Genomic DNA, 23514 nt, shown 5'->3' on the forward strand with positions numbered 1-23514 from the left:
ACGCCCGGTTACATTCCGAACCCGGAAGCTAAGCCTTACAGCGCCGATGGTACTGCAGGGGGGACCCTGTGGGAGAGTAGGACGCCGCCGAACAATTTTTGAGAGAGGAATCCCCCGCACCTTCGGTGCGGGGGATTTCTGCGTTCAGGGTCCTCAGCGGTCATATCCGACCGCTCAGCGGGAGCCGAGCCTCAGAGGCGTCCCGCTGCTTTCAGAGCCAGGTAGGCGTCCGCCAGAGCCGGCGCGATGTCGTCCGGAGTCGCGTCGACGACGGTGACACCGTGACGGCGGAGTTGTTCGGCTGTCCTGTGCCGTTCCGCTTGGGCCTGCGACGCTGCGGCCGCTTCGTACACGGCCTCGGTGGTCCCGCGGGCCTTCGCCATGCCGGCGATGTGCGGGTCCGCCACCGATGCCACCAGAACGGTGTGGCGTTGTGTGAGCTGAGGGAGGACGGGCAGCAGACCTTCCTCGACCGGCGCCGCGTCGAGGCTTGTCAGCAGGACGATCAGCGAGCGGCGGGGAGCCGTGCGCAGTGCCATGGCCGTGAGACCCCGGGCATCCGTTTCGACGAGCTGCGGTTCCAGGGTGGCCATCGCGTTGACCAGGGACGGAAGGACATCACCGGCGGCGCGGCCCTGGACGAGGGAGCGTACGCGGCGGTCGTAGGCGAGCAGCTCTACACGGTCGCCGGCGCGGGACGCCAGCGCGGCGAGGAGGAGAGCCGCGTCCATGGAGGCGTCCAGGCGCGGGGCGTCGCCCACGCGGCCTGCCGAGGTGCGCCCGGTGTCGAGGACCAGGAGGATGTGCCGGTCGCGTTCGGGGCGCCAGGTGCGTACGGCGACCGCGGACTGGCGGGCGGTGGCGCGCCAGTCGATGGAGCGGGTGTCGTCGCCGGGAACGTACTCGCGGAGACTGTCGAACTCCGTACCCTCTCCTCGGGTCAGCACGCTGGTACGGCCGTCCAGTTCCCGCAGGCGGGCCAGTTTGGAAGGCAGGTGCTTGCGGCTGGTGAACGGGGGCAGGACGCGTACCGTCCACGGGACCCGGTGGCTGCCCTGGCGGGCGAACAGGCCCAGCGGTCCGTACGAGCGGATGGTGACGCGGTCCGCCTGACGGTCGCCCCTACGGGTGGGGCGCAGTCGGGTCGTGACGCGGCGGCGTTCGCCCGCGGGGACGGTGATGCGGTGGCGGGAGGCGACGACCTCGGTCCCCGGCTGCCAGCTGCTGGGCGGCCAGGCGTCACGGACACGGGCGCGCAGAGGGCGGTTGGCGGGGTTCGTAACGGTGAGGGTGACGTCGGCCGTTTCGCCGAGGCGCGCCGAGGTGTCGCCGCTGCGGGTCAGCCCGAGGCGACGTACGGGCGCGGCGAGGGCGAAGTCGCAGGCGCAGGCCAGTGCCAGGGGGGCGTTCACGGCCAGGAGCCCCGTCCAGCTGGGTTCCCAGAGGCCGACGGGGAGGGAGCCGAGGGCCGCGAGGAGAGCGGCGCGTCCGGTGAGTGCCATCAGCGGGGCACGGGGACGTGGCTGAGGATCGCGCTGATGACCGAATCGGCCGTCACGCCTTCCATCTCGGCCTCCGGGCGGAGCTGTACGCGGTGGCGGAGGGTGGGGAGGGCGAGGGCCTTCACGTCGTCGGGGATGACGTAGTCGCGGCCGGTCAGCCATGCCCACGCGCGTGAGGTGGCGAGGAGGGCGGTGGCGCCGCGGGGGGAGACGCCGAGGGTCAGGGACGGCGACTCGCGAGTGGCCCGGCAGATGTCCACCACGTAGGCGGCGATCTCCGGAGAGACCGTCGTCTTGGCGACCGCGGCGCGGGCGGCCTCCAGGTCGGCCGCGTTCGCCACGGGGCGTACGCCGGCGGCGCGCAGGTCGCGCGGGTTGAAGCCTTCGGCGTGGCGGGTCAGGACGTCGATCTCGTCCTGGCGGGACGGCAGGGGGATGGTGAGTTTGAGGAGGAAACGGTCCAGCTGGGCTTCCGGGAGGGGGTAGGTGCCCTCGTACTCGACCGGGTTCTGGGTCGCGGCGACCAGGAAGGGGTCCGGGAGCGGGCGCGGTGTGCCGTCGACCGTGACCTGGCGTTCCTCCATGGCCTCCAGCAAGGACGACTGGGTCTTGGGCGGAGTGCGGTTGATCTCGTCCGCGAGGAGGAGGTTGGTGAAGACCGGGCCCGGCTGGAAGGAGAACTCGGCGGTGCGGGTGTCGTAGACGAGCGAGCCGGTGACGTCGCTGGGCATCAGGTCGGGGGTGAACTGGACGCGCTTGGTGTCGAGTTCGAGCGCGGCTGCCAGTGCCCGTACGAGGAGCGTCTTGGCGACGCCGGGGACTCCCTCCAGGAGGACGTGACCTCGGCAGAGCAGGGCTACGACGAGGCCGGTCACGGCGGGATCCTGGCCGACCACGGCCTTGGCGATCTCGGCGCGCAGGGCTTCCAGGGAGGAGCGGGCGGCGCCCGGATCCCCGGTGTACCCGGCGTTGTCAGTGGTCGGGTCCATCATGGACGGCGTACCTCACTTTCGAGGGCGTCGAGTCGGTCGGCGAGGGCGGTCAGTGCTGCGTCGTCGCCGGGCGGTGGGCCGAAGAGGAGGGTGTGCAGCGCCTGTCCGTCGCCGCGGTCGTGCAGCTGGGCGGAGAGGGCGGGGAGCAGGGTCTCGGGCGTGTGTGCCTGAGCCGGGGGGACGCCTACGAGGGGGGCGAGGCGGGTGCGTGCGGTGGAGCGCAGGGCGGCGGCCGCGCGGTCGCGGGCCCCGGCCTTGCGGTAGAGGCGGGCGCGGCCTTCGACGGTTTCGGAGGCGCGGATCGCGACGGGGAGACGTTCGGGCACCAGGGGGCCGAGCCGGCGGGCTCGCCAGAGGGCGGCGAGGGCCGCGGCGACGAAGAGCTGCAGGGTGCCCCAGAGCCAGCCCGAGGGGAGCAGGTCGAGGAAGCTGCGCTCGCCGCTGCCGGTGAGCGCGTCGTCGGACAGCGAGGGGAGGTACCAGACCAGATGGGGACGCGAACCGAGCAACTGGAGCGCGAGCGAGGCGTTGCCGTGCTCGTCGAGGCGGTCGTTGAACAGGATGTCGGGGGCACCGAGCACGACCGTGTCGCCGTCCCCCTCGGGTGCCGGGACGCGCACCAGGCCCGGGAGCCCGTCGCTGAGGTAGCAGGCGTCGGCGTCCGGGGCGGTGACGTGGTAGCGGACCCCTCCGGTGTCGGCGGTGCCGGCCCGCCGGGCGTCCGGCAGGTCGCAGGCCGGGGAGAGCGTCGACTCGAGGCTGGGCGCGGGGTCCGCGCCGAGACCCGGGGCGAGGGTGCCGACGGACGCGGGACCGGGAGAGATCAGGACGGTGCGGCCGCCGGAGTGCTCAGCCGTTGCGTGCAGCCGGTCCTGCTGCTCCCGCGTCAGGAGGTCCGGGACGGCGACCAGCAGGGTGGTGTCGGAGGCGGCCGCGGCGCGCGCCTCGTCCAGGGTGGTGACCACGCGCGTGGACACGCCCCGCTCGTCGAGGAGCTCGGCGACGGCACGGCTGCCGTACTGGTCCGCCGAGCGCGGGTCGAGTACGCCGTGCTGGGAGGTGGAGCGGACCGCCGCGATCGCGACCGCGGCGGCCAGGAGGAGCACCAGCGCCAGCACGACACCGCGCGTACGGGTCCACAGCTGGCGGACGGTGGGCGAGGCCGAGGTGGACGGGAGGGAGGAGGCCTCGGTGGTCATCCGGCGGCTCCCTGGCGGGTGCTGTGGGCCGTGCTGCGGGCACTGCTGGTGAGCACGGGCCTGGTGCGCTCCAGATCGTCGTCGAGGGTGGAGACGCGGCGGTACGTGGCGTCGTCGGCGGACCTGCCGCCGTACGTGACGTCGTCGAAGTCCCGGGCGGCCGCGCGCAGTCGGTCGGCATGGGCCGGTAGTGCGCGGCCCGCCTCGGAGGCCGCCTCGTCGGCGGTCCGTCCGGGGCGTACGTCGAGCAGGGCGCGTTCCTCGAGGGAGCGGACGACGGCGCGCATGCGTTCCTGGACGGCCTGGTTCCAGTGGCCCTGGGCCGCGTGGGCCTCCGCGGCCGCGCGGTGCTCGGCGGCGCTGCGGGGTCGGTCGTCGAAGAGCGTGGTGGACGGGGCGGGGGTGCGGCGCGGGGCGCCCAGCCGCCACCACAGGGCGCCCAGGAGCACCAGCGTGGTCACGACGATGACGACGAGGCCGAGTGCTCCGCCCGGGGTGGCGGAGGAGGCGGCGTCGAACAGCTTGCCGACCCAGTCCCAGAAGGCGTTCAGGGCGCGCTGGTACCAGCTGGGGTCGTTCTCGTGGTACATCCGCTTGGCCAGCTCGCGGCGTGCCGCCTCCCGCGCGGGGTCGCGCGGGACGGTGAGCGGCGGCTCGTCGGCGGACGCCGGCAGGGCCGACAGCACGGTGCCGCCGGTGCCCGCCGGCCGTACGGCCGACGGGAACGCGTGCGGCAGTGCGAGGACCGCGACGAGAACTCCCCCCGGCACTGCGTCAGCCCCCCGGGGTGGCGCCGGGCGTGTCGGTGCCGTAGCCCTGGACCCCGGCGGCGCGGGCCAGGTCGAGGTCGAGGGCCTCCCGGCGGATGCGCTGGTCGATGTAGAGGAGCACGGTGACGCCCGCGGTGATGGGGAACGTGAGCATGGACCCGACCACCGAGCCGATCCCGCTGATGATGAGGAACGTCCAGCCGAGTCCGCCGGTGCCGCTGAGGAGGCCGACGGCGCCGTCGCCGCTGAAGGCGGTGGCGATGAAGACGAACGGGATCACGATGATCGACGCCACGATGTAGGCGATGACCGTGGCCAGCAGCTGGATGCCGAACACGCGCCACCAGGAGCCGCGTACCAGCTTGGCGGAGCGGCCCATCGCCTTCCCGATGCTCTGCTTCTCGAGCATCAGGGTCGGCGAGGCGAGCGAGAAGCGGACCATCAGCCAGACGGCCAGGACGAACGCGCCGAGGCCGCCGAGCAGGGCGAGAACGGCACCTGCCGCCGCCTGGCCGCCGGCGGCGACGAGGATGCCGGGCAGGACGCCCACGAAGACGATGACGCCGGCGATGAGCGGCAGCAGAAGGGTCAGGCCGAGGAGGCGCAGCAGCCGGGGGCGCGCCTCGTGCCAGGCCTCCGCCGTCGTCACGGGCTTGCCGAGCACCGCCCGGCTGGTCACGGACGTGAGCAGGGCCGTCGCCACGATGGTGCCGAGCAGGGTGACCACGGAGACGGCGACCGAGCCGACCATCGAGTTGGCCGTGGCCTGGGTCAGTTCGTCGAGCGTGGCGTTCGGGTCGCTGAGGGCCGCCGTGTCGGCGGAGTCGGCGAGGACGAAACCCTGGAGCAGGATGGTCGCGATCTGGGTGACGACCGCGACGGTCAGTGCGATGCCGAGGACCGTGCGCCAGTAGGTGCGCATGGTGGAGACCGCGCCGTCGAGGATCTCGCCGACGCCGAGCGGACGCAGCGGTATGACACCGGGCTTGGCCGCGGGCGGGGGACCGCCCCAGCCGCCTCCGCCCCAGCCGCCGCCGGAACCACCCCAGCCACCGGGGGCGCCCCAGCCTCCGTATGGTCCCGATGGTCCCGAGCCCTGGCCGCCGTGGCCTTCCGGGTGGTGGCCGCCCCAGCCCGGACCGGGCGGTGGGGGCGGCGGTGCCTGGCCGGCGCTCTGCGGGTTCGGAGCGGACCACTGACCGGGCGGGGGCTGCTCCTTGGACCACTTGGACGTTGGCTCCGGCTGGTTCGCGCCGCTCCGGCCCGGCTGCTCCGGGGACTGCGCGCCGCTGGAGCCGGCCGGCTCGCTGCCGTCCGAAGGGGTGGATCCGGGCGAGGCCCAGCCCGGAGTGTCGTTCATCGTCGCTCCTTCACGGTGCCCGACCGCAGTCGCGGCGGCGGTTCGGCGCCCATCGTGCCACGACGTGCTTGCGAAGGGACGGGGGGCGGTCTGGGCTGTACACCTTCAATTGTGTGCCCGGTACGGGGCAGACTGGGCGAATGGCTGATCAGTACGCGCGATACGGCGACGGCACCCGGCCGGCGGAGATTCCCGCGATCCGTTGGGACGAACCCCCGGAGGGCCCCGTCCTGGTCCTCCTCGACCAGACCAGGCTGCCGGCCGAAGAGATCGAGCTGGTGTGCACGGACGCGCCCGCGTTGGTGGAGGCGATCCGTAACCTGGCCGTGCGCGGGGCACCGTTGCTGGGTATCGCCGGGGCGTACGGTGTCGCGCTCGCCGCCGCGCGCGGCTTCGACGTGGAGGAGGCCGCGACCTCGCTCGAGGGCGCACGGCCCACCGCGGTGAACCTCGCGGTGGGCGTGGGCCGGGCCCGGGCCGCGCACCGGGCCGTGCTCGCCCGGGGCGGCAGCGAGGAGCAGGCCGCCGAGGCGGCGCTCGCCGAGGCGCGGGCGCTGCACCGGGAGGACGCCGAGGCGAGTACGCGGATGGCCGCGCACGGACTGGCACTGCTCGACGAGCTGTTGCCGGGCGGCGGGCACCGGGTGCTGACGCACTGCAACACCGGTGCGCTGGTGTCGGGCGGTGAGGGGACGGCCTTCGCGGTGGCGCTGGCGGCGCACCGCAAGGGCCGGCTGCGCAGGCTCTGGGTCGACGAGACGCGGCCGCTCCTGCAGGGCGCCCGGCTCACGGCGTACGAGGCGGCGCGCAACGAAATGGCGTACACCTTGCTCACCGACAACGCGGCGGGCTCGCTGTTCGCGGCCGGGGAGGTGGACGCGGTGCTGGTCGGTGCCGACCGGATCGCGGCCGACGGCTCGGTGGCGAACAAGGTGGGGACGTACCCCCTCGCCGTGCTGGCCCGGTACCACCATGTGCCGTTCATCGTGGTGGCGCCGGTGACGACGCTGGACCCCGGCACCCCGGACGGCGCGTCCATCGAGGTGGAGCAGCGGGCCGGGCACGAGGTGACGGAGATCGTGGCGCCGCAGGTGCCGATGGCAGGAGTGGAGGTGGGAGGCGGGATTCCGGTGGCGCCCCTGGGAACCCAGGCGTACAACCCGGCCTTCGATGTGACACCACCGGAACTGGTGACGGCCATCGTCACCGAGGAGGGCGTCGTGTCGCCGGTGACGGCGGAGGCGCTCGCCGAGCTGTGTGACAGGTCACGCCAGGTAACGATTTAGCTAATGGGATGATGTCATTCATGAAGGGACGAGTCCTTGTCGTCGACGACGACACCGCACTGGCCGAGATGCTCGGCATTGTGCTGCGTGGTGAAGGTTTCGAGCCGTCTTTCGTAGCCGACGGCGACAAGGCCCTGGCCGTGTTCCGGGAGACCAAGCCCGACCTGGTGCTCCTCGACCTGATGCTGCCCGGCCGGGACGGCATCGAGGTGTGCCGCCTGATCAGGGCGGAGTCCGGTGTGCCGATCGTGATGCTCACGGCCAAGAGCGACACCGTGGACGTGGTGGTCGGTCTGGAGTCCGGGGCGGACGACTACATCGTCAAGCCGTTCAAGCCCAAGGAGCTCGTGGCGCGGATCCGGGCCCGGCTCCGCAGGTCGGAGGAGCCGGCTCCCGAGCAGCTCGCCATCGGTGACCTGGTCATCGACGTGGCCGGTCACTCGGTGAAGCGGGACGGGCAGTCGATCGCGCTGACGCCGCTGGAGTTCGACCTGCTGGTCGCGCTGGCCCGCAAGCCGTGGCAGGTGTTCACCCGGGAGGTGCTCCTCGAGCAGGTGTGGGGCTACCGGCACGCGGCGGACACCCGGCTGGTCAACGTCCATGTGCAGCGGCTGCGGTCCAAGGTGGAGAAGGACCCGGAGCGGCCGGAGATCGTGGTGACCGTCCGTGGCGTCGGCTACAAGGCCGGACCGAGCTGATATGTCCGGAGACAGTGCCGCTTCGGCGCCCGGCAGGCCGGGGCCCCGCCCGGAGCGGCCTGTCGGCGTGAACGCGGAGAGTGCGGGGACCCAGGAGTCCCGGAAGGCCCGGGGGTCCCGCGGCTCCCGTTGGGGGCGCATCCTCGACAGCGGGCTGCTGCAGGGCGGGGTCCAGGGCAGCCCGGTGCTCCGGCTGGTCATGCGCTGGGTGCGCCGTCCGCTGCTGCCCACGATGCGGTTGTGGCGGCGCAACATCCAGCTCAGGGTCGTCGTCACGACCCTGCTGATGTCGCTCGGCGTGGTCCTGCTGCTGGGTTTCGTCGTCATCGGACAGGTGCGCAACGGCCTGCTCGACGCCAAGGTGAAGGCGTCACAGAGCCAGGCCACGGGCGGGTTCACGGCCGCGAGCCAGGAGGCCGACAGCGCGGCGAACGCGGCCGGGAGCGAGTCGGTGGACCCGGACGGCAACCCGGTGCAGAACGTCGGCGAATGGATGAGCAACCTCGTGCAGTCCCTCTCCAGCGGCGGCCAGGGCGCGTTCGACGTCGTGACGCTCGCCGACGGGGACAGCAGCAGCGGGGCCTTCGGCCCGCGCGCCTCGGGCGGGGTGGACTGGGAACGCAGCGTGCCGGCGGACCTGCGCGACCGCGTCGGCACCGGTACCGGCGCGGTGCAGAGCTACACGCGCGTGTCGTACACCAACGGCCGGCCCTCCCAGCCTTCGCTGATCTTCGGCAAGCAGGTCAACGACCCGAACGGCGACGCGTACCAGCTGTACTACCTCTTCCCGCTGACCCAGGAGGAGAAGTCGCTGAGCCTGGTCAAGGGGACGCTGGCGACGGCGGGACTGTTCGTCACGGTGCTCCTCGGGGCCATCGCCTGGCTGGTCGTGCGGCAGGTCGTCACGCCCGTACGGATGGCGGCGGGGATCGCCGAGCGGCTGTCCGCGGGACGGTTGCAGGAACGGATGAAGGTCACCGGCGAGGACGACATCGCGCGGCTCGGCGAGGCCTTCAACAAGATGGCGCAGAACCTGCAGCTGAAGATCCAGCAGCTGGAGGACCTGTCGCGGATGCAGCGGCGGTTCGTCTCGGACGTGTCGCACGAGCTGCGGACGCCGCTGACCACGGTCCGGATGGCCGCCGACGTCATCCACGAGGCGCGTGTCGACTTCGATCCGGTGACGGCGCGGTCCGCGGAGCTGCTCGCCGACCAGCTGGACCGGTTCGAGTCGCTGCTCGCGGACCTGCTGGAGATCAGCCGGTTCGACGCGGGCGCGGCCGCCCTGGAGGCGGAACCGATCGACCTCAGGGAGGTCGTACGGCGGGTCGTCAGCGGTGCCGAGCCGCTCGCCGAGCGCAAGGGCACGCGGATACGGGTGACCGGCGACCAGCAGCCGATCGTGGCGGAGGCCGACGCCCGGCGGGTGGAGCGGGTGCTGCGCAACCTCGTCGTCAACGCCGTGGAGCACGGCGAGGGCAAGGACGTCGTGGTCAGGCTGGCGGCGGCGGGCGGCGCGGTCGCGGTCGCGGTGCGCGACTACGGAGTGGGCCTCAAGCCGGGCGAGGCGACCCGGGTGTTCAGCCGCTTCTGGCGGGCGGACCCGGCACGCGCGCGTACCACCGGAGGCACGGGCCTGGGGCTGTCGATCGCCCTGGAGGACGCGCGGCTGCACGGCGGCTGGCTGCAGGCGTGGGGTGAGCCGGGCGGCGGGTCGCAGTTCCGGCTGACGCTGCCCCGGACCGCCGACGAACCGTTGCGCGGTTCACCGATCCCCCTGGAGCCGAAGGACTCGCGGAGCAGCCGTGCGAGCGGCGGCGCGGGCGCGCCTCCGGGCGGCAAGCTCGCCACCGTCCCGGTGCAGGCCGCCGGTGCGGACGCACCGGCGAGGACAGCCATAGGTCCCCGGCCGGCCGGGACGGTTCCGGCCGCCGATCCGACGGCGCTGCCCGGCAGCGGCGCGCGTGTGGTGCCCCGGCCCACCGGAAGCGCGCACGTGCCCACGGGCGGTGAGCGCGACGGCGAACGGGTCCGGGACGGCGGCCCGGAGCAGTACGGGCGGGACGGCTCGGAGCAGTACGAACAAGGGGAGGCCTTCCGTGGGCGCTGAGCGTGGAGACCGCGCGCGGAGGCGACCGGTGCGTATGGCGGTGTGTGCGGGTGTGGCCGCCGTCCTGCTGGCCGGGTGTGCCTCGATGCCGGACAGCGGCGACCTGCGGGACGTCGAGTCCACGCCGCGGCAGGACGCGCAGGTCCGGGTCTTCGCCCTGCCGCCGCCCGACGACGCCGCCCCGTCCGAGATCGTGCAGGGTTTCCTGGAGGCCCTCACCAGCGACGATCCGAACTACGAGACGGCGCGCAAGTACCTGGCCGGGGACGCGCTGACGGAGTGGCGGCCGGACGCGTCGACGACGGTTCTCGCCGAGGGGCCGAACAGGTACGCCGTGGCCTCGCGGACCCAGGAGAGCGACGAGGAGCGCGTGTACCGGCTGACCGGGGAGAAGACCGCCCGGGTGGACGCGCAGAACGCCTACGAACCCGCCGAGGGCTCCTACCGGGAGACGGTGCACCTCACCCGCCTCGAGGACAGCGGCCAGTGGCGCATCGACCAGCTGCCGCAGGGCGTGGTCATGGGCAAGTCCGACTTCCAGCGCACCTACGTGTCGGTCAACAAGTACTACTTCACGTCGGCCACGCGGTCCGGACAGCTGGGCACGGTCGCCGACCCGATCTACGTCCGCCGGCAGGTGGACCCGGTGACGCAGATGGTGCGGTCGCTCCTGCAGGGCCCGACCCGCTGGCTGGACCCGGTGGCCAGGACGGGTTTCCCGTCGGGGACCGCGTTGCGGGAGGGCGTCGAGTCGCTGACGCCCGACGACCAGAACAAGCTGACCGTCCCGCTCAACGACAAGGCCGACCACGTCGCGCGGGACAAGTGCGACGAGATGGCCGCGCAGCTGCTGCTCACCCTCCAGGACCTGATGCCCACAGGGGTGGACGAGGTGGAGCTGCAGGGGCCGGAGGGGAAGAAGCTCTGTTCGCTCGGTGAGGACCGGACCGATGCCGTCGCCGCGCACGGCGCGGGGAACGACCCGGAGTTCGAGTACTTCATCGCCGAGGACAAGCGGCTCGTCCGCATGCCCGTCCGGAGCTCCGCCCCGGCCCCCGAGGCGGTGCCCGGTGCGCTGGGCGCCGGCGACATGAGTTTCCGCTCGGCCGCCGTCGCGCGCGACGAGGACCGGGCGGCCGGGGTGTCGCTCGACGGCAGCGACCTGTACGTCGGGTCGCTGGCCACGGCCTCCTCGCTCGGGGAGCCGGTCGTGCACAGCGAGGGACAGACCGAGGGCGACCGGCTGACGACGCCCAGCTGGGACGGGCGGAACGACCTGTGGGTCGCCGACCGTGACCCGGACAACCCCCGGCTGCTGATGCTGCGGAACGGCGAGGGCGAGCCGGTGGAGGTGACGACGCCGGAGCTCGACGGCCGGATCAAGGCGGTGCGCGTGGCCGCGGACGGGGTGCGGATCGCCCTGATCCTGGAGCAGGACGACGGCAAGAGCTCGTCGCTGCTGGTCGGCCGGATCGAACGGGAGTCCGGCGGGAGCGGGGACACGGCCGTGTCGATCGTGGACCTGCGTTCGGTGACACCCCGGCTTGAGGAGGTCAGGGCCATGTCGTGGGCCGGTGACAGCCGGCTCGTGGTGGTCGGCCGGGAGTCCGGAGGCGTGCAGCAGATGCGGTACGTCCAGGTCGACGGTTCCACGCCGGACGGTCCGGAGCTCGCGGCGCTCACGGGCGTGCAGGAGATCGCCGCCTCCGAGGACGAGAGCCTGCCCCTGGTGGCGCACTCGGAGGACGGGATCGTACGGCTGTCCTCGGGCTCCCAGTGGCAGCAGGTGGTGGAGAACGGGGCGGCGCCGGTCTATCCGGGGTAGCCCGGGTACCGCGTCGGGTACGGCCTCGGGCAACGTGGCGCCGCGGTTCCGCGGCTTCGCCGCTTCGCGTGTGGGCGGTTGCTCGTGCGTCCACCGAACCCGTTCGCCCGTGTGAGGGAGCAGCGGCCTTGGATGCGGCCGGTTGTCCACAGGCCGTTGTCCACAGGGCTGGCCGGGCGGCGTGGGCGTTGGCACAGTGGTGGGCATGCGGGGGTGGTGGCAGGACCTCACTGACCTGGTGCTGCCGGCCGAGTGCGGAGGCTGCGGGAGGCCTCGCACCGTGCTCTGCCCGGAGTGCCGCGCCGCTGTGTGCGGGGCGGAACCGCGCCGGGTGCGGCCGGTGCCGGAACCGCCGGGGCTGCCCGTGGTGCACGCGGCGGCTCCGTACGAGGACGAGGTGCGGGCCCTGCTCCTCGCCCACAAGGAGCGCGGCGTGCTGGCACTGGCGGCACCGCTCGGAGCGGCGCTGGCCGGGGCCGTACGGGCGGGCGTACACCGGACCGGGAGCGCGCGGGTGAACATGCGGGGGAGCGGAGCCGTACCGGAGGGCATGCGGGAGCCCGTGCTGCTCGTTCCCGTGCCGTCGGCACGCGAGGCGGTACGGGCGCGCGGGCACGACCCGGCGCGGCGGATCGCGTTGGCCGCCGCGGGGCAACTGCGGCGTACGGGGACGCCCGCCCGGGTGCTCGCGGTGCTGCGGCAGCGCCGGCCCGTGGCCGACCAGGCGGGCCTCGACTCCCGGCAGCGGCTGGACAATCTCGCCGGTGCCCTGGCCGTGGCCGCCGGGGCGGGACGGCTGCTGGCGGGTGGCCGGATCGTGCTCGTCGACGACCTGATGACGACGGGTGCGTCGCTGGCGGAGGCGGCACGTGCCGTTCGGGCGACGCGTCGGGAAACGGCCGTGTACGACGGCATGTCCCGGGAAGGAACAGCGCAAGGGCGCGAGGGGGTGACGGCAGCGACGGAAGAGGAGCGGGCGCACTCGACGACGGAGGAGACGGACCGGGCGGAAGGGGTACTGGGAAGGGCGAGTACGAACGCTGCCGGGGTTGCGGTCCGCGCCGCTGTGGTCGCCGCTTCACCGGAATCCTTCGACACGAACCGGAACTGACCGAAGACTTACAACGTTGCAGGTAAAGAGAGGGGTAATTCACCTGAACGGAGGTACGTCGCAGTAGAGGGTGACGCCATCCGTCCCGGCGAGATATGTTCGGTTGTGAGGGAAGGCGCGAGCCGTTTCCCGTAGGGCCGAATGCCGTACCGCGGGTTTTCCGCGAAGGCCCGCGTCGGCAGGTGAATATTTCGCCGTCGGGCAGGAGGAGGACGTCACGGAGTCCGGGGTTCCGGAATGCATACCGGAGCCTGGTGCAAAAGGGGATGCTCCGCCGACGGAGCGGAGCGATCCGGGAACGGAGTTCTGCGTGGACATCGTCGTCAAGGGCCGCAAGACCGAAGTGCCCGAGCGGTTCCGGAAGCACGTGGCCGAGAAGCTGAAGCTGGAGAAGATCCAGAAGCTCGATGGCAAGGTGATCAGCCTGGACGTCGAGGTGTCCAAGGAGCCCAACCCCCGACAGGCCGACCGCTCCGACCGGGTGGAGATCACGCTTCGCACCCGCGGTCCGGTGATCCGGGCGGAGGCAGCGGCCAGCGACCCGTACGGAGCGCTCGACCTGGCGGCGGACAAGCTCGAGGCCCGGCTGCGCAAGCAGCACGACAAGCGCAACACGCGGCGCGGTACCCGGCGTCTCACGGCCGCCGAGGTCGCCGATCACGTCCCGGGCGTGGCGACGCTGAACGGCAACGGCGAGGCCGTCCCCGAGGAGAAGCCGGACGACGTGCCCACCAAGCGGATCGGCTCGCTCGAGGTCCAGGGTGAGGGTCCCCTCGTCGTCCGCGAGAAGACCCACGTCGCGTCGCCCATGACACTCGACCAGGCGTTGTACGAGATGGAGTTGGTCGGGCACGACTTCTACCTGTTCATCGACTCCGAGTCCAAGGAACCGAGCGTCGTCTACCGGCGGCACGCCTACGACTACGGCGTCATCCACCTCAGCACGGACCCCATGGTGGCCGAAGGGCAGTCGGCTGCCGGGGGCGGTGCGCTCGGCGGCTGACCTGCCGGATGACGGCCGATCCGGTGCCCCTGGAGGGTGCGCGCGCCCCCAGGGGCACCTCTGTGCGACCGCCCGGCCGCCCGCTCCGGTCACCGCCCGGTCGTCCGGACGTGAAATCATGGCCGAACCGGCCCCAACCGGTGGGCCGTTGCCTTGGGTTGGCGATGGCACAGGAACACAGGCCACGGCCTTCTAGGGGGAGGAACGATGGCGGACAGCTTCGGACCGATGCGTGACGAGGATGCCGGCGGCGGCGTCGTCGGCATGGGCCCGGAAGCGGGCTCCCCGCGCAAGGAGCCCATCCGGGTTCTCGTCGTGGACGACCACGCTCTCTTCCGCCGCGGTCTGGAGATCGTGCTCGCGGCCGAGGAGGACATCCAGGTCGTGGGAGAGGCCGGGGACGGGGCGGAGGCGGTCGACAAGGCGGCCGACCTGCTGCCCGACATCGTGCTGATGGACGTGCGGATGCCCAGGCGCGGTGGCATCGAGGCGTGCACCTCCATCAAGGAGGTGGCCCCCAGCGCGAAGATCATCATGCTGACGATCAGTGACGAGGAGGCCGACCTCTACGAGGCGATCAAGGCGGGCGCGACCGGCTACCTCCTGAAAGAGATCTCCACGGACGAGGTGGCCACGGCCATTCGCGCGGTCGCCGACGGACAGTCGCAGATCAGCCCCTCGATGGCGTCGAAACTGCTGACGGAATTCAAGTCGATGATCCAGCGCACCGACGAACGGCGCCTCGTGCCGGCGCCGCGTCTGACGGACCGTGAGCTGGAAGTCCTCAAACTCGTGGCCACGGGGATGAACAACCGCGACATCGCCAAGGAGTTGTTCATCTCCGAGAACACGGTGAAGAACCACGTGCGGAACATTCTGGAGAAGCTCCAGCTGCACTCCCGGATGGAAGCCGTGGTCTACGCGATGCGGGAGAAGATCCTGGAAATCCGCTGAGCGCCCGGCCGGGCAGCGACGGTCCGGCCGGGTACTCCGTCGAGCGCCCGGCCGAAATGCCGCCCGGCCGTCACGCCAGTACGCGCTCGATTTCTCTCGTCAGCGGCTCGGTCAGTTCCGGCGCGTCCACGCGCTCCACGCGTACGTTCGTGCAGTCCACCCAGGAGGCGGCCTCCAGCAGGGCCTGGGCCACGGCGGGAACCGCCTTGCGGTCCTGGAGGGTCACCTGCTTCGCCACCAGGGTGCGGCCGTCGCGGGCGGGATCGACACGGCCGACGAGACGGCCCCCGGCGAGGACCGGCATCGCGAAGTAGCCGTGCACGCGCTTGCGCTTGGGGACGTAGGCCTCCAGGCGGTGCGTGAAGCCGAAGACGCGTTCCGTGCGGGCCCGCTCCCAGATCAGGGAGTCGAAGGGGGACAGGAGCGTCGTGCGGTGCCGGCCGCGCGGCGGTGCCGCCAGGGCCGCCGGGTCGGCCCAGGCGGGCCTGGACCAGCCCTCGACCGTCACCGGCACCAGGCCCGAGTCCGCGATCACCGCGTCGACCTGCTCGCCCTTGAGACGGTGGTAGTCCGCGATGTCCGCGCGGGTACCGACGCCGAGGGCCTCACCGGCCAGCCGCACGAGACGGCGCAGGCACTCGGCGTCGTCCGGCTCGGCGTGCAGCAGATCGTCCGGGATCGCGCGCTCGGCGAGGTCGTACACCCGCTTCCAGCCACGGCGCTCCACGCACACCACCTCGCCGTACATGAGGGCGCGCTCCACGGCGACCTTCTCACCGGACCAGTCCCACCACTCGCTGGTCCGCTTCGCACCGCCCAGCTCCGTGGCCGTGAGCGGCCCCTCGGCCCGCAGCTGCTTGATCACCCGGTCGTACGCGCCCTCCGGCAGCTCGTGGTGCCAGTGCGGGCGGGCGCGGTAGGCGCGGCGGCGGAAGGCGAAGTGGGGCCACTCCTCGACGGGCAGGATGCAGGCCGCGTGCGACCAGTACTCGAAGGCGTGCGGCCGGGCCGGGGCCGCGCCCGGCGCGGAGCCCCAGTACGCGCTCTCGACGGTCCGGCGGCCCACGGCGCCGAGGCGCGCGTACGGGACGAGCTCGTGCGACCGGGCCAGTACCGAGATCGTGTCGAGCTGCACGGCGCCGAGGTGGCGGAGCACGCCGCGGACGCCCGCCCGGCGGTCGGGAGCGCCCAGGAGCCCTTGCGCGCGCAGGGCGATACGGCGGGCCTCGTCGGCGGTGAGTTCTACGGTGGGGCTCGGCAGACTCGTCATGTCGCGCACAATAGGCGGTGCCGCTGACAGCCCGCGCCGAGCTGCGCCTTTGCTACTGAGGCGTCGGCAGATAGGGCGCCGTCGACGGCAGGCCGAGGTCCGACGGGAGCAGCGAACCGACCCAGCAGTCGCGCCGCACGCCCTTGTTGTCGATGGCCGACCGGAGGGTGCCCTCCAGCGTGAAGCCCGCCTTCACGGCCACCGCGCGCGAGGCGTGGTTGCCCACTTCGGCACGCCACTCGACACGGTCCACCCCGAGCGTGGTGAAGGCCCAGCGGGAGACGGCGAGGGCGGCCTCGGTGACGTAGCCCCTGCCGCGGTGCTCCTTCGTCGCCCAGAAACCGATCTCCCCCGTGCTGAGAGGGTGCAGGGAGAGCCCGATCATGGCCGCCAGTCCCCCGGAGGGCAGGAAGGCGCCGAAGGTGAACGAGGAGCCGTTCGCCCAGCCGTCGGGGGCCATCCGCCCGACGAAATCCTCCGCGTGCTCGCGCAGGTACGGCGACGGCACGGTGGTCCAGCGCTGGATGTCCGGGTCCTGCGCGGCCTCGTACACGGCGTCGGTGTCCTGCGGACCCGCCGGTGTGCGCAGGTGCAGTCGGTCGGTGGTGAGCGTGACGGGTTCCATCGGCCGATTCTCTGCGGTGAGGTGCCGAAAGGGCCACTCCTTATCGAACGGGTTCGATCGGGTGGGCCGAGGATGTGCCGCGGCCGCCTCACGGAGAGAACCGCCTGCACGCACCGTGAGAGTCCGGTGACGAATCGCGCATTTCATGGGCCCGACGCGGCACCATCCGCCGCGCCCGTCCGTTGTCCTAGTGGCTGTCACCGCCAGACCTCCCGGCGCGGTGGGGTCCTCGCTTACGATGGCCGTTGCTCGAAACTGCTGTGGAACCCGTCAGTACTACCGACCCGTCCCAGGCCCGACCGGCAAGGAGACAAACCCCCGTGTCCGTCCTCTCGAAGATCATGCGTGCAGGCGAAGGCAAGATCCTGCGCAAGCTGCACCGCATTGCGGACCAGGTCAACTCCATCGAAGAGGACTTCGTCGACCTCTCCGACGCCGAGCTGCGGGCCCTCACCGATGAGTACAGGCAGCGGTACCAGGACGGCGAGAGCCTGGACGACCTGCTGCCCGAGGCGTTCGCCACCGTCCGCGAGGCCGCCAAGCGCGTCCTCGGCCAGCGCCACTACGACGTGCAGCTGATGGGCGGCGCCGCCCTGCACATGGGCTACGTGGCCGAGATGAAGACCGGTGAGGGCAAGACGCTGGTCGGCACGCTGCCCGCGTACCTGAACGCCCTGTCCGGCGACGGCGTCCACCTCATCACGGTCAACGACTACCTGGCCGAGCGCGACTCCGAGATGATGGGCCGCGTCCACAAGTTCCTCGGCCTGAGCGTCGGCTGCATCCTCGCGAACATGACGCCGGCCCAGCGCCGCGAGCAGTACGCCTGCGACATCACGTACGGCACGAACAACGAGTTCGGCTTCGACTACCTCCGCGACAACATGGCGTGGTCCAAGGACGAGCTCGTCCAGCGCGGCCACAACTTCGCCATCGTCGACGAGGTCGACTCCATCCTCGTCGACGAGGCCCGTACGCCGCTGATCATCTCCGGTCCGGCGGACCAGGCCACCAAGTGGTACGGCGACTTCGCCAAACTGGTCAGAAGGCTGAAGCGCGGCGAGCCCGGCAACCCCCTCAAGGGCATCGAGGAGACCGGCGACTACGAGGTCGACGAGAAGAAGCGCACGGTCGCGATCCACGAGCCCGGCGTCTCCAAGGTCGAGGACTGGCTGGGCATCGACAACCTCTACGAGTCGGTGAACACCCCGCTGGTGGGCTACCTGAACAACGCCATCAAGGCCAAGGAGCTCTTCAAGAAGGACAAGGACTACGTCGTCATCGACGACGAGGTCATGATCGTCGACGAGCACACCGGCCGTATCCTCGCCGGCCGCCGCTACAACGAGGGCATGCACCAGGCGATCGAGGCGAAGGAAGGGGTGCCGATCAAGGACGAGAACCAGACGCTCGCCACGATCACCCTGCAGAACTTCTTCCGCCTCTACAACAAGCTCTCCGGCATGACCGGTACGGCGATGACCGAGGCCGCCGAGTTCCACCAGATCTACAAGCTCGGCGTGGTCCCCATCCCGACCAACAAGCCGATGATCCGCCAGGACCAGTCGGACCTGATCTACCGCACCGAGGTCGCCAAGTTCGACGCGGTCGTCGACGACATCGCGGAGAAGCACGAGAAGGGCCAGCCGATCCTCGTCGGCACCACCTCGGTCGAGAAGTCCGAGTACCTCTCGCAGCAGCTCAGCAAGCGCGGCATCCAGCACGAGGTGCTCAACGCCAAGCAGCACGACCGGGAGGCGACGATCGTCGCCCAGGCCGGCCGCAAGGGCGCCGTCACCGTGGCCACCAACATGGCCGGCCGCGGTACCGACATCAAGCTCGGCGGCAACCCCGAGGACCTCGCCGAGGCGGAGCTGCGCCAGCGCGGCCTCGACCCCGAGGAGCACATCGAGGAGTGGGCCGCGGCCCTCCCCGCCGCCCTGGAGAAGGCCGAGCAGGCCGTCAAGGCGGAGAAGGAAGAGGTCGAGGCGCTCGGCGGGCTCTACGTCCTCGGCACCGAGCGGCACGAGTCGCGGCGTATCGACAACCAGCTGCGCGGCCGCTCCGGCCGTCAGGGCGACCCGGGCGAGTCCCGCTTCTACCTGTCCCTCGGTGACGACCTGATGCGCCTGTTCAAGGCCCAGATGGTCGAGCGCGTGATGTCCATGGCGAACGTGCCGGACGACGTGCCGATCGAGAACAAGATGGTCACGCGCGCGATCGCGTCGGCGCAGTCGCAGGTCGAGCAGCAGAACTTCGAGACCCGTAAGAACGTCCTCAAGTACGACGAGGTCCTCAACCGCCAGCGCGAGGTCATCTACGGCGAGCGGCGCCGCGTCCTGGAGGGCGAGGACCTGCGCGAGCAGATCCTGCACTTCATGGACGACACGATCGACGCCTACATCCAGGCCGAGACCGCCGAGGGTTTCGCCGAGGAGTGGGACCTCGACCGGCTGTGGGGCGCGTTCAAGCAGCTCTACCCGGTGAAGGTCACCATCGAGGAGCTGGAGGAGGCGGCCGGCGACCGGGCCGGGCTGACCGCCGAGTTCATCGCCGAGTCCGTCAAGGACGACATCCACGAGCAGTACGAGCAGCGCGAGACGCAGCTCGGCTCCGACATCATGCGTGAGCTGGAGCGCCGCGTCGTCCTGTCGGTCCTGGACCGCAAGTGGCGCGAGCACCTCTACGAGATGGACTACCTCCAGGAGGGCATCGGCCTGCGGGCGATGGCGCAGAAGGACCCGCTGGTCGAGTACCAGCGCGAGGGCTTCGACATGTTCAACGCCATGATGGAGGGCATCAAGGAGGAGTCCGTCGGCTACCTGTTCAACCTGGAGGTCCAGGTCGAGCAGCAGGTCGAGGAGGTCCCCGTCGAGGACGCGAAGCCGTCGCCGTCGCTGGACAAGCAGGACACGGTGCCGGCCCAGGCGGGGGCCCGCCCGGAGATCCGCGCCAAGGGCCTGGAGGCCCCGCAGCGCCCGGACCGGCTGCACTTCTCCGCGCCCACCGTGGACGGCGAGGGCGGTGTCGTCGAGGGTGACCTGACCACCGACGACGAGCCCGTCCGCTCCGCGGCCGACGGCCTCACGCGCGCGGAGCGCCGCAAGCAGGCGAAGGGCGGCCGGCGCCGCAAGAAGTGACGTCTCGCTCCGCGGGGAGCGAGACGGGCCGAACGAGGGCCGGGCACCTTGGGGTGCCCGGCCCTCGGGCTGTCCGGTTCTTGGGCTGTCCGGCCTGGCGTCCTCGGTCTGCCCGGTCTGCCCGCCCGGCCCGGCCTGTTCGGCCTGGCGTCCTCGGTCTGTCCGGCTCACCCGGCCCGGCCCGGCCGGCTCACCCGGCCCGGCCTGTCCGGCCCGGCGTCCTCGGCCTGCCCGGGCTGCTCGGCCTGCCCGGGCAGGCTTCTTGGCCTGGCGTCCTCGGTCTGCCCGGGCTGCCCGGCCTGGCGCCCCTCGCCTGCTCGGCCCGCCCGGCTCGGCCTCCTTGACCTGTCGGGCCTGGCGTCCTTGGTTTGCCCGGGCTACCCGGTTCGGCGTCCCTGGCCTGCCCGGGCTGCTCGGCTCGGCGTCCCCGAGGTCTCCTTGGCCTCCCTGGATTTCCTGGCCTCCCCAACCTCCCCTGCCTCCCCAACTTCCCCGGCCTCCCCGACTTCCCTGGTTCCCCGACTTCCCTGATTCCCACGGCGGCTTCCTCAGCCGCCGTGGCTTCTCTGTCTTTCCTGGCTCCACGGCATCCCCGGCCATCCTGGCCTTCCCGACTTCCCCGGCCTCCTCCGCGGTCTTCGTGCTCTTGGCGATCTCCGTGCGCCCCGAGCGGCACGCTCCCTCAGCCGTCGTCCCCGTGTGGCATCCTCGGCCCGCCCAGTTCCACCGCCGTGCATCGCCACCGGCCGTCGGGGCCGCGTTCCAGGCGGAAGGCCAGGGCGCGGAGGCGGTCGCCGGCGCCGACGCGGGCGAAGGCCTCGACGGCGCCCGGGCGGGGCTCGTCGTAGCCGATGGCGCGTACGACGGGACGGGTGCCGCGCGTGGTGCGCAGGGGGCCGCGTTCGGCGAGCCAGGCCAGCTCGTCGTAGGCGCGGCCCACGGTGTGCCGCAGCATGCTGTGCACCGGGCGCTGCCCGCTCAGCACCGCGAGCAGCCGTTCGGTGAAACGGTCCAGATCGTCGGCCTCGGCCGTGCGGACCGGTGACGGGCCGCCGGGACGGCGGGTGTCATGGCGGGAGCCGTCGTGGCGGCCGGGCGGGCGGCCGGCCGGGTGACGCCTGTTCCTGGTCATGACCTTGTTCATGGAAGTCCCCCGTTTCCTGCGCCGGTCGATACCGGTCGGTAACTCCGCGCTGAGGACCTTGTACGGGGGCCGGAGCGGCGGTCGCAAGGCGTCCGGAAGGCGCCGCGGGACGGCCGGGAGGTTCACCTATCAGGATGATGCGCGGGAGCGTGCCCCCCGCCGTTGCCGGGGTGTGCCGGGTGAATCGTGAGGTGACCGGTGGACGCCGCGGCGGACGCGGGCGGGAACCCGATGGGGGACCCCCGCACGTATCCTGGGGTGACTGGCCCTTCCGGTGGCCGTCTCCGACTACGAAAGCGGCTCGCCATGCGCGTCTACGTCCCCCTGACCCTCCCCGGGCTCGCCGAGGCGTACAAGACCGGCGAGCTGGGACAAGGACCGTTCGCCGCGTACGCCGTGACGCCGGCGCTGCGCGAGTGGTACCTGTCCGACGACATCGAGGAACTGGAGTACGCCGCGCTGAGCCGCGCCGCTCTGGCCTCCCTGCGGCTCCTCGCGGTGGACCCCGGTGCCGATCGGCGGCGGGTCGTCGTGGCCGTGGACGTGCCCGACGGTTCGGCCGTGGCCGACCCCGACCGCGGGCTCGACCCCGCGGCGCTCGGCGAGGTGCGGGTGCCGGGGCCGGTGCCGCTGGCCAAGGCCGCCGCCGTGCACGTCGACGCGGACGACGCCGAGGCCGACGTCTCGGCGGCCGCGGCGGCGCTGGGCGCGGCGGACCAGGGTGACGACGACGCCCAGTTCACCGTGGACGGGGCCGAGGACCACGAGCTGCTCTGGTACGCGACGCAGGAGATCCCCAACCTCGTGGGGCTGACGAGCTGAATCCCCCGGCGGGGCCGCGGCCGGGCGGTCCGCATCGTGCGGCCGTGACCGTGCGCAGGCGGTCACGGTGCGTTGTCAGTGGTCGCGTGTACGTTCTTCGGCATGGGGAATTCGGGAGCAGCGCACATCGTCTGGGACTGGAACGGCACCCTGTTCCACGACAACGACGCCGTCATCGGTGCGACGAACGCCGCCTTCGCCGAACTGGGCATCGAACCGATCACGCTGGACCGGTACCGGGCGCTGTACTGCGTGCCGGTGCCGAAGTTCTACGAGCGGCTGCTCGGCCGGCTGCCGACGGACGACGAGTGGGCGGTCATGGACGAGACCTTCCACCGGTATTACACGGAGCACAGCACGGTCTGCGGGCTCGCCGAGGGGGTGCCGGCCCTGCTGGCGGACTGGGCGGCGGGCGGGCGCAGCCAGTCCATCCTCAGCATGTACGGGCACGAGCAACTCGTCCCGTTGGTGCGGGGCTTCGGGATCGAGCCGCACTTCATACGCGTCGACGGGCGGACCGGGCCGTCCGGCGGCAGCAAGGCCGAGCACATGGTGCGACACCTGGCCGCGCTGGCCGGGGTGCGTCCCTCGCGTGTGGTCGTGATCGGGGACGCGGCCGACGACGCGGTCTCGGCGCGGCACGCCGGTGCGCAGGCGGTGCTGTACACCGGGGGCTCGCACAGCCGCGCCAGTCTCGAGGGAGTGGGCGTGCCCGTGGTCGACACCCTGAGAGAGGCGGTGGCGGAGGCCGAGCGGCTGGTGGCGTAGGGGGGCGCCCGCGCGACGGTGGGCGTCGGTGGCGCTCCCCCGGGCCTCAGGTCACCGGTGCCTTGGCGCGCAGGACGGTCAGGAACTCGCGCATCCAGCGGGAGTGGTCGGGCCAGGCGCGGGAGGAGACGAGCATGCCGTCGACGACCGCCTCGGCGTCCTGGAAGGTCGCGCCGGCGGCCTGCATGTCCAGCTCCAGCGCCGGGTACGCCGTGACCCGGCGGCCGCGGAGGACGCCGACGGCGGCGGTCAGCAGCGGGCCGTGGCAGATCTGGGCCACCGGCTTGTCGGTGTCGAAGAACGACTTGAGGATCTTGCGGAGTTCGGGGTCGTTGCGGAGGTACTCGGGTGCGCGGCCGCCAGGGACGACGAGGGCGGCGTACTGGCCGGGGTCGACCTCCGAGAAGGCGAGGTCGGCGGGCCAGGTGTAGCCGGGCTTCTCGGTGTACGTGTCGAAGCCGGGTTCGAAGTCGTGGACGACGAATCGGAGCTTCTTGCGGGCGGGCGCCGCGATGTGCACGTCGTAGCCCTCCTCGCGCAGGCGCTGGTAGGGGTACAGGACCTCCAGTGACTCCGCCGCGTCACCGGTGACGATCAGGATCTTGGCTGACATGCCGCTGCGCTCCCCTCGGCGTGGTGTGGGCGCCACTGCCGGGCGCCATGAGCAACGTGCCTCGCGGGGCGGGGCTTGCCAAGAGGGCGCGTCTTCTGTGCGGAACGTCGAAGTCGGGCCCCCGCTTTTGTACACATACGGCTCGTGACGGGGCGCCCGTCCGGAGCGATAGCCTTGTGAGGTGATCAGCGCGATATCCAGCGGGGACCTCGTCGTCCCTGCCCAGCGCCCGGAGAGCACGGCGGACGGCCGTGACCGGGCGGCGGTCGCCGCTTCACACGGGCGGGAGGGGGCCGGGAGGGCTCCCAGGGGGCCGGGAGCA

General features: G+C 72.0%; 19 protein-coding genes and 1 rRNA gene. 11 read left to right on the top strand and 9 right to left on the bottom strand.

Annotation, left to right across the window (positions count from 1 at the left end):
* A 5S ribosomal RNA gene (gene rrf, locus IEZ04_RS11390) occupies positions 1–93 on the top strand; the annotation flags it as partial.
* Positions 94–191: 98 nt separating this feature from the next.
* Here the strand turns inward: rrf and IEZ04_RS11395 are convergent.
* From IEZ04_RS11395 to IEZ04_RS11415, 5 genes are read right to left on the bottom strand one after another with little or no spacing between them, the layout of a single operon-like run.
* Positions 192–1502 carry a DUF58 domain-containing protein gene (locus tag IEZ04_RS11395; RefSeq protein WP_189216675.1) on the bottom strand — a complete coding sequence of 437 codons (1311 nt, stop codon included), beginning with the start codon at positions 1500–1502 and terminating at the stop codon, positions 192–194.
* Positions 1502–2491: an AAA family ATPase gene (locus IEZ04_RS11400; protein ID WP_189217117.1), complete on the bottom strand. Its 990-nt coding sequence runs from the start codon at positions 2489–2491 to the stop codon at positions 1502–1504. Before IEZ04_RS11400 ends, IEZ04_RS11395 begins: the two co-directional genes overlap by 1 nt.
* Positions 2491–3693 (bottom strand): DUF4350 domain-containing protein, encoded by a 1203-nt coding sequence (locus IEZ04_RS11405; RefSeq protein WP_189216676.1) that lies wholly within the window; start codon positions 3691–3693, stop codon positions 2491–2493. Before IEZ04_RS11405 ends, IEZ04_RS11400 begins: the two co-directional genes overlap by 1 nt.
* Complete coding sequence (locus IEZ04_RS11410; RefSeq protein ID WP_373296303.1) at positions 3690–4430, bottom strand: DUF4129 domain-containing protein; 741 nt, start codon at positions 4428–4430, stop codon at positions 3690–3692. The genes IEZ04_RS11405 and IEZ04_RS11410 overlap by 4 nt, the downstream gene beginning before the upstream one ends.
* 37 nt (positions 4431–4467) lie before the next feature.
* Positions 4468–5823 (bottom strand): DUF7847 domain-containing protein, encoded by a 1356-nt coding sequence (locus IEZ04_RS11415; protein WP_189216678.1) that lies wholly within the window; start codon positions 5821–5823, stop codon positions 4468–4470.
* Between the two features lie 140 nt (positions 5824–5963).
* On the opposite strand from IEZ04_RS11415, the gene mtnA reads away from it, so the two are divergent.
* The 7 genes from mtnA (at position 5964) to IEZ04_RS11450 (ending at position 14810) form a co-directional block, all read left to right on the top strand.
* Complete coding sequence (mtnA, locus tag IEZ04_RS11420) at positions 5964–7109, top strand: S-methyl-5-thioribose-1-phosphate isomerase (protein WP_189216679.1); 1146 nt, start codon at positions 5964–5966, stop codon at positions 7107–7109.
* Between the two features lie 8 nt (positions 7110–7117).
* On the top strand, positions 7118–7807 hold the full coding sequence (gene mtrA, locus IEZ04_RS11425; protein ID WP_189216680.1) for a two-component system response regulator MtrA: 690 nt from the start codon (positions 7118–7120) through the stop codon (positions 7805–7807).
* A 1-nt stretch (position 7808) separates the two neighbouring features.
* Positions 7809–9917 carry an MtrAB system histidine kinase MtrB gene (gene mtrB / locus IEZ04_RS11430; RefSeq protein WP_189216681.1) on the top strand — a complete coding sequence of 703 codons (2109 nt, stop codon included), beginning with the start codon at positions 7809–7811 and terminating at the stop codon, positions 9915–9917.
* Positions 9907–11742, top strand: a complete 1836-nt coding sequence (locus tag IEZ04_RS11435) for an LpqB family beta-propeller domain-containing protein (RefSeq protein WP_487222062.1) — start codon at positions 9907–9909, stop codon at positions 11740–11742. The genes mtrB and IEZ04_RS11435 overlap by 11 nt, the downstream gene beginning before the upstream one ends.
* 205 nt (positions 11743–11947) lie before the next feature.
* Positions 11948–12853 carry a ComF family protein gene (locus tag IEZ04_RS11440; protein WP_189216683.1) on the top strand — a complete coding sequence of 302 codons (906 nt, stop codon included), beginning with the start codon at positions 11948–11950 and terminating at the stop codon, positions 12851–12853.
* A 310-nt stretch (positions 12854–13163) separates the two neighbouring features.
* Entirely contained in the window at positions 13164–13856 is a 693-nt protein-coding gene (hpf, locus tag IEZ04_RS11445; RefSeq protein WP_229820983.1) for a ribosome hibernation-promoting factor, HPF/YfiA family, read from the top strand.
* A gap of 207 nt (positions 13857–14063) precedes the next feature.
* Complete coding sequence (locus tag IEZ04_RS11450) at positions 14064–14810, top strand: response regulator (RefSeq protein WP_189216684.1); 747 nt, start codon at positions 14064–14066, stop codon at positions 14808–14810.
* A gap of 70 nt (positions 14811–14880) precedes the next feature.
* Here the strand turns inward: IEZ04_RS11450 and IEZ04_RS11455 are convergent, their stop codons facing one another.
* On the bottom strand, positions 14881–16080 hold the full coding sequence (locus IEZ04_RS11455) for a winged helix-turn-helix domain-containing protein (RefSeq protein ID WP_189216685.1): 1200 nt from the start codon (positions 16078–16080) through the stop codon (positions 14881–14883).
* Between the two features lie 52 nt (positions 16081–16132).
* Positions 16133–16705 carry a GNAT family N-acetyltransferase gene (locus IEZ04_RS11460; RefSeq protein WP_189216686.1) on the bottom strand — a complete coding sequence of 191 codons (573 nt, stop codon included), beginning with the start codon at positions 16703–16705 and terminating at the stop codon, positions 16133–16135.
* Positions 16706–17025: 320 nt separating this feature from the next.
* Here IEZ04_RS11460 and secA point away from each other — a divergent pair, with 320 nt between their 5' ends.
* Positions 17026–19845, top strand: coding sequence for a preprotein translocase subunit SecA (secA, locus tag IEZ04_RS11465; protein WP_189216687.1), 2820 nt, complete (start codon positions 17026–17028; stop codon positions 19843–19845).
* Positions 19846–20527: 682 nt separating this feature from the next.
* Here secA and IEZ04_RS11470 read toward each other — a convergent pair.
* Entirely contained in the window at positions 20528–20989 is a 462-nt protein-coding gene (locus IEZ04_RS11470) for an Rv3235 family protein (RefSeq protein WP_189216688.1), read from the bottom strand.
* 306 nt (positions 20990–21295) lie between these two features.
* Between IEZ04_RS11470 and IEZ04_RS11475 the strand changes: the two genes are divergently transcribed.
* Both IEZ04_RS11475 and IEZ04_RS11480 read left to right on the top strand, forming a co-directional pair.
* Positions 21296–21811 carry a DUF6912 family protein gene (locus IEZ04_RS11475; RefSeq protein WP_189216689.1) on the top strand — a complete coding sequence of 172 codons (516 nt, stop codon included), beginning with the start codon at positions 21296–21298 and terminating at the stop codon, positions 21809–21811.
* A gap of 102 nt (positions 21812–21913) precedes the next feature.
* The gene (locus IEZ04_RS11480; RefSeq protein ID WP_189216690.1) at positions 21914–22579 is read left to right on the top strand and encodes an HAD family hydrolase; all 666 of its coding nucleotides are present in this window, start codon (positions 21914–21916) and stop codon (positions 22577–22579) included.
* Between the two features lie 46 nt (positions 22580–22625).
* Here IEZ04_RS11480 and IEZ04_RS11485 read toward each other — a convergent pair whose 3' ends face one another.
* Positions 22626–23192, bottom strand: a complete 567-nt coding sequence (locus IEZ04_RS11485; protein WP_189216691.1) for a DJ-1/PfpI family protein — start codon at positions 23190–23192, stop codon at positions 22626–22628.
* Positions 23193–23514 lie beyond the last annotated feature (322 nt).

This window comes from Streptomyces ruber, from assembly GCF_014648075.1.
GTDB lineage: Bacteria > Actinomycetota > Actinomycetes > Streptomycetales > Streptomycetaceae > Streptomyces > Streptomyces ruber.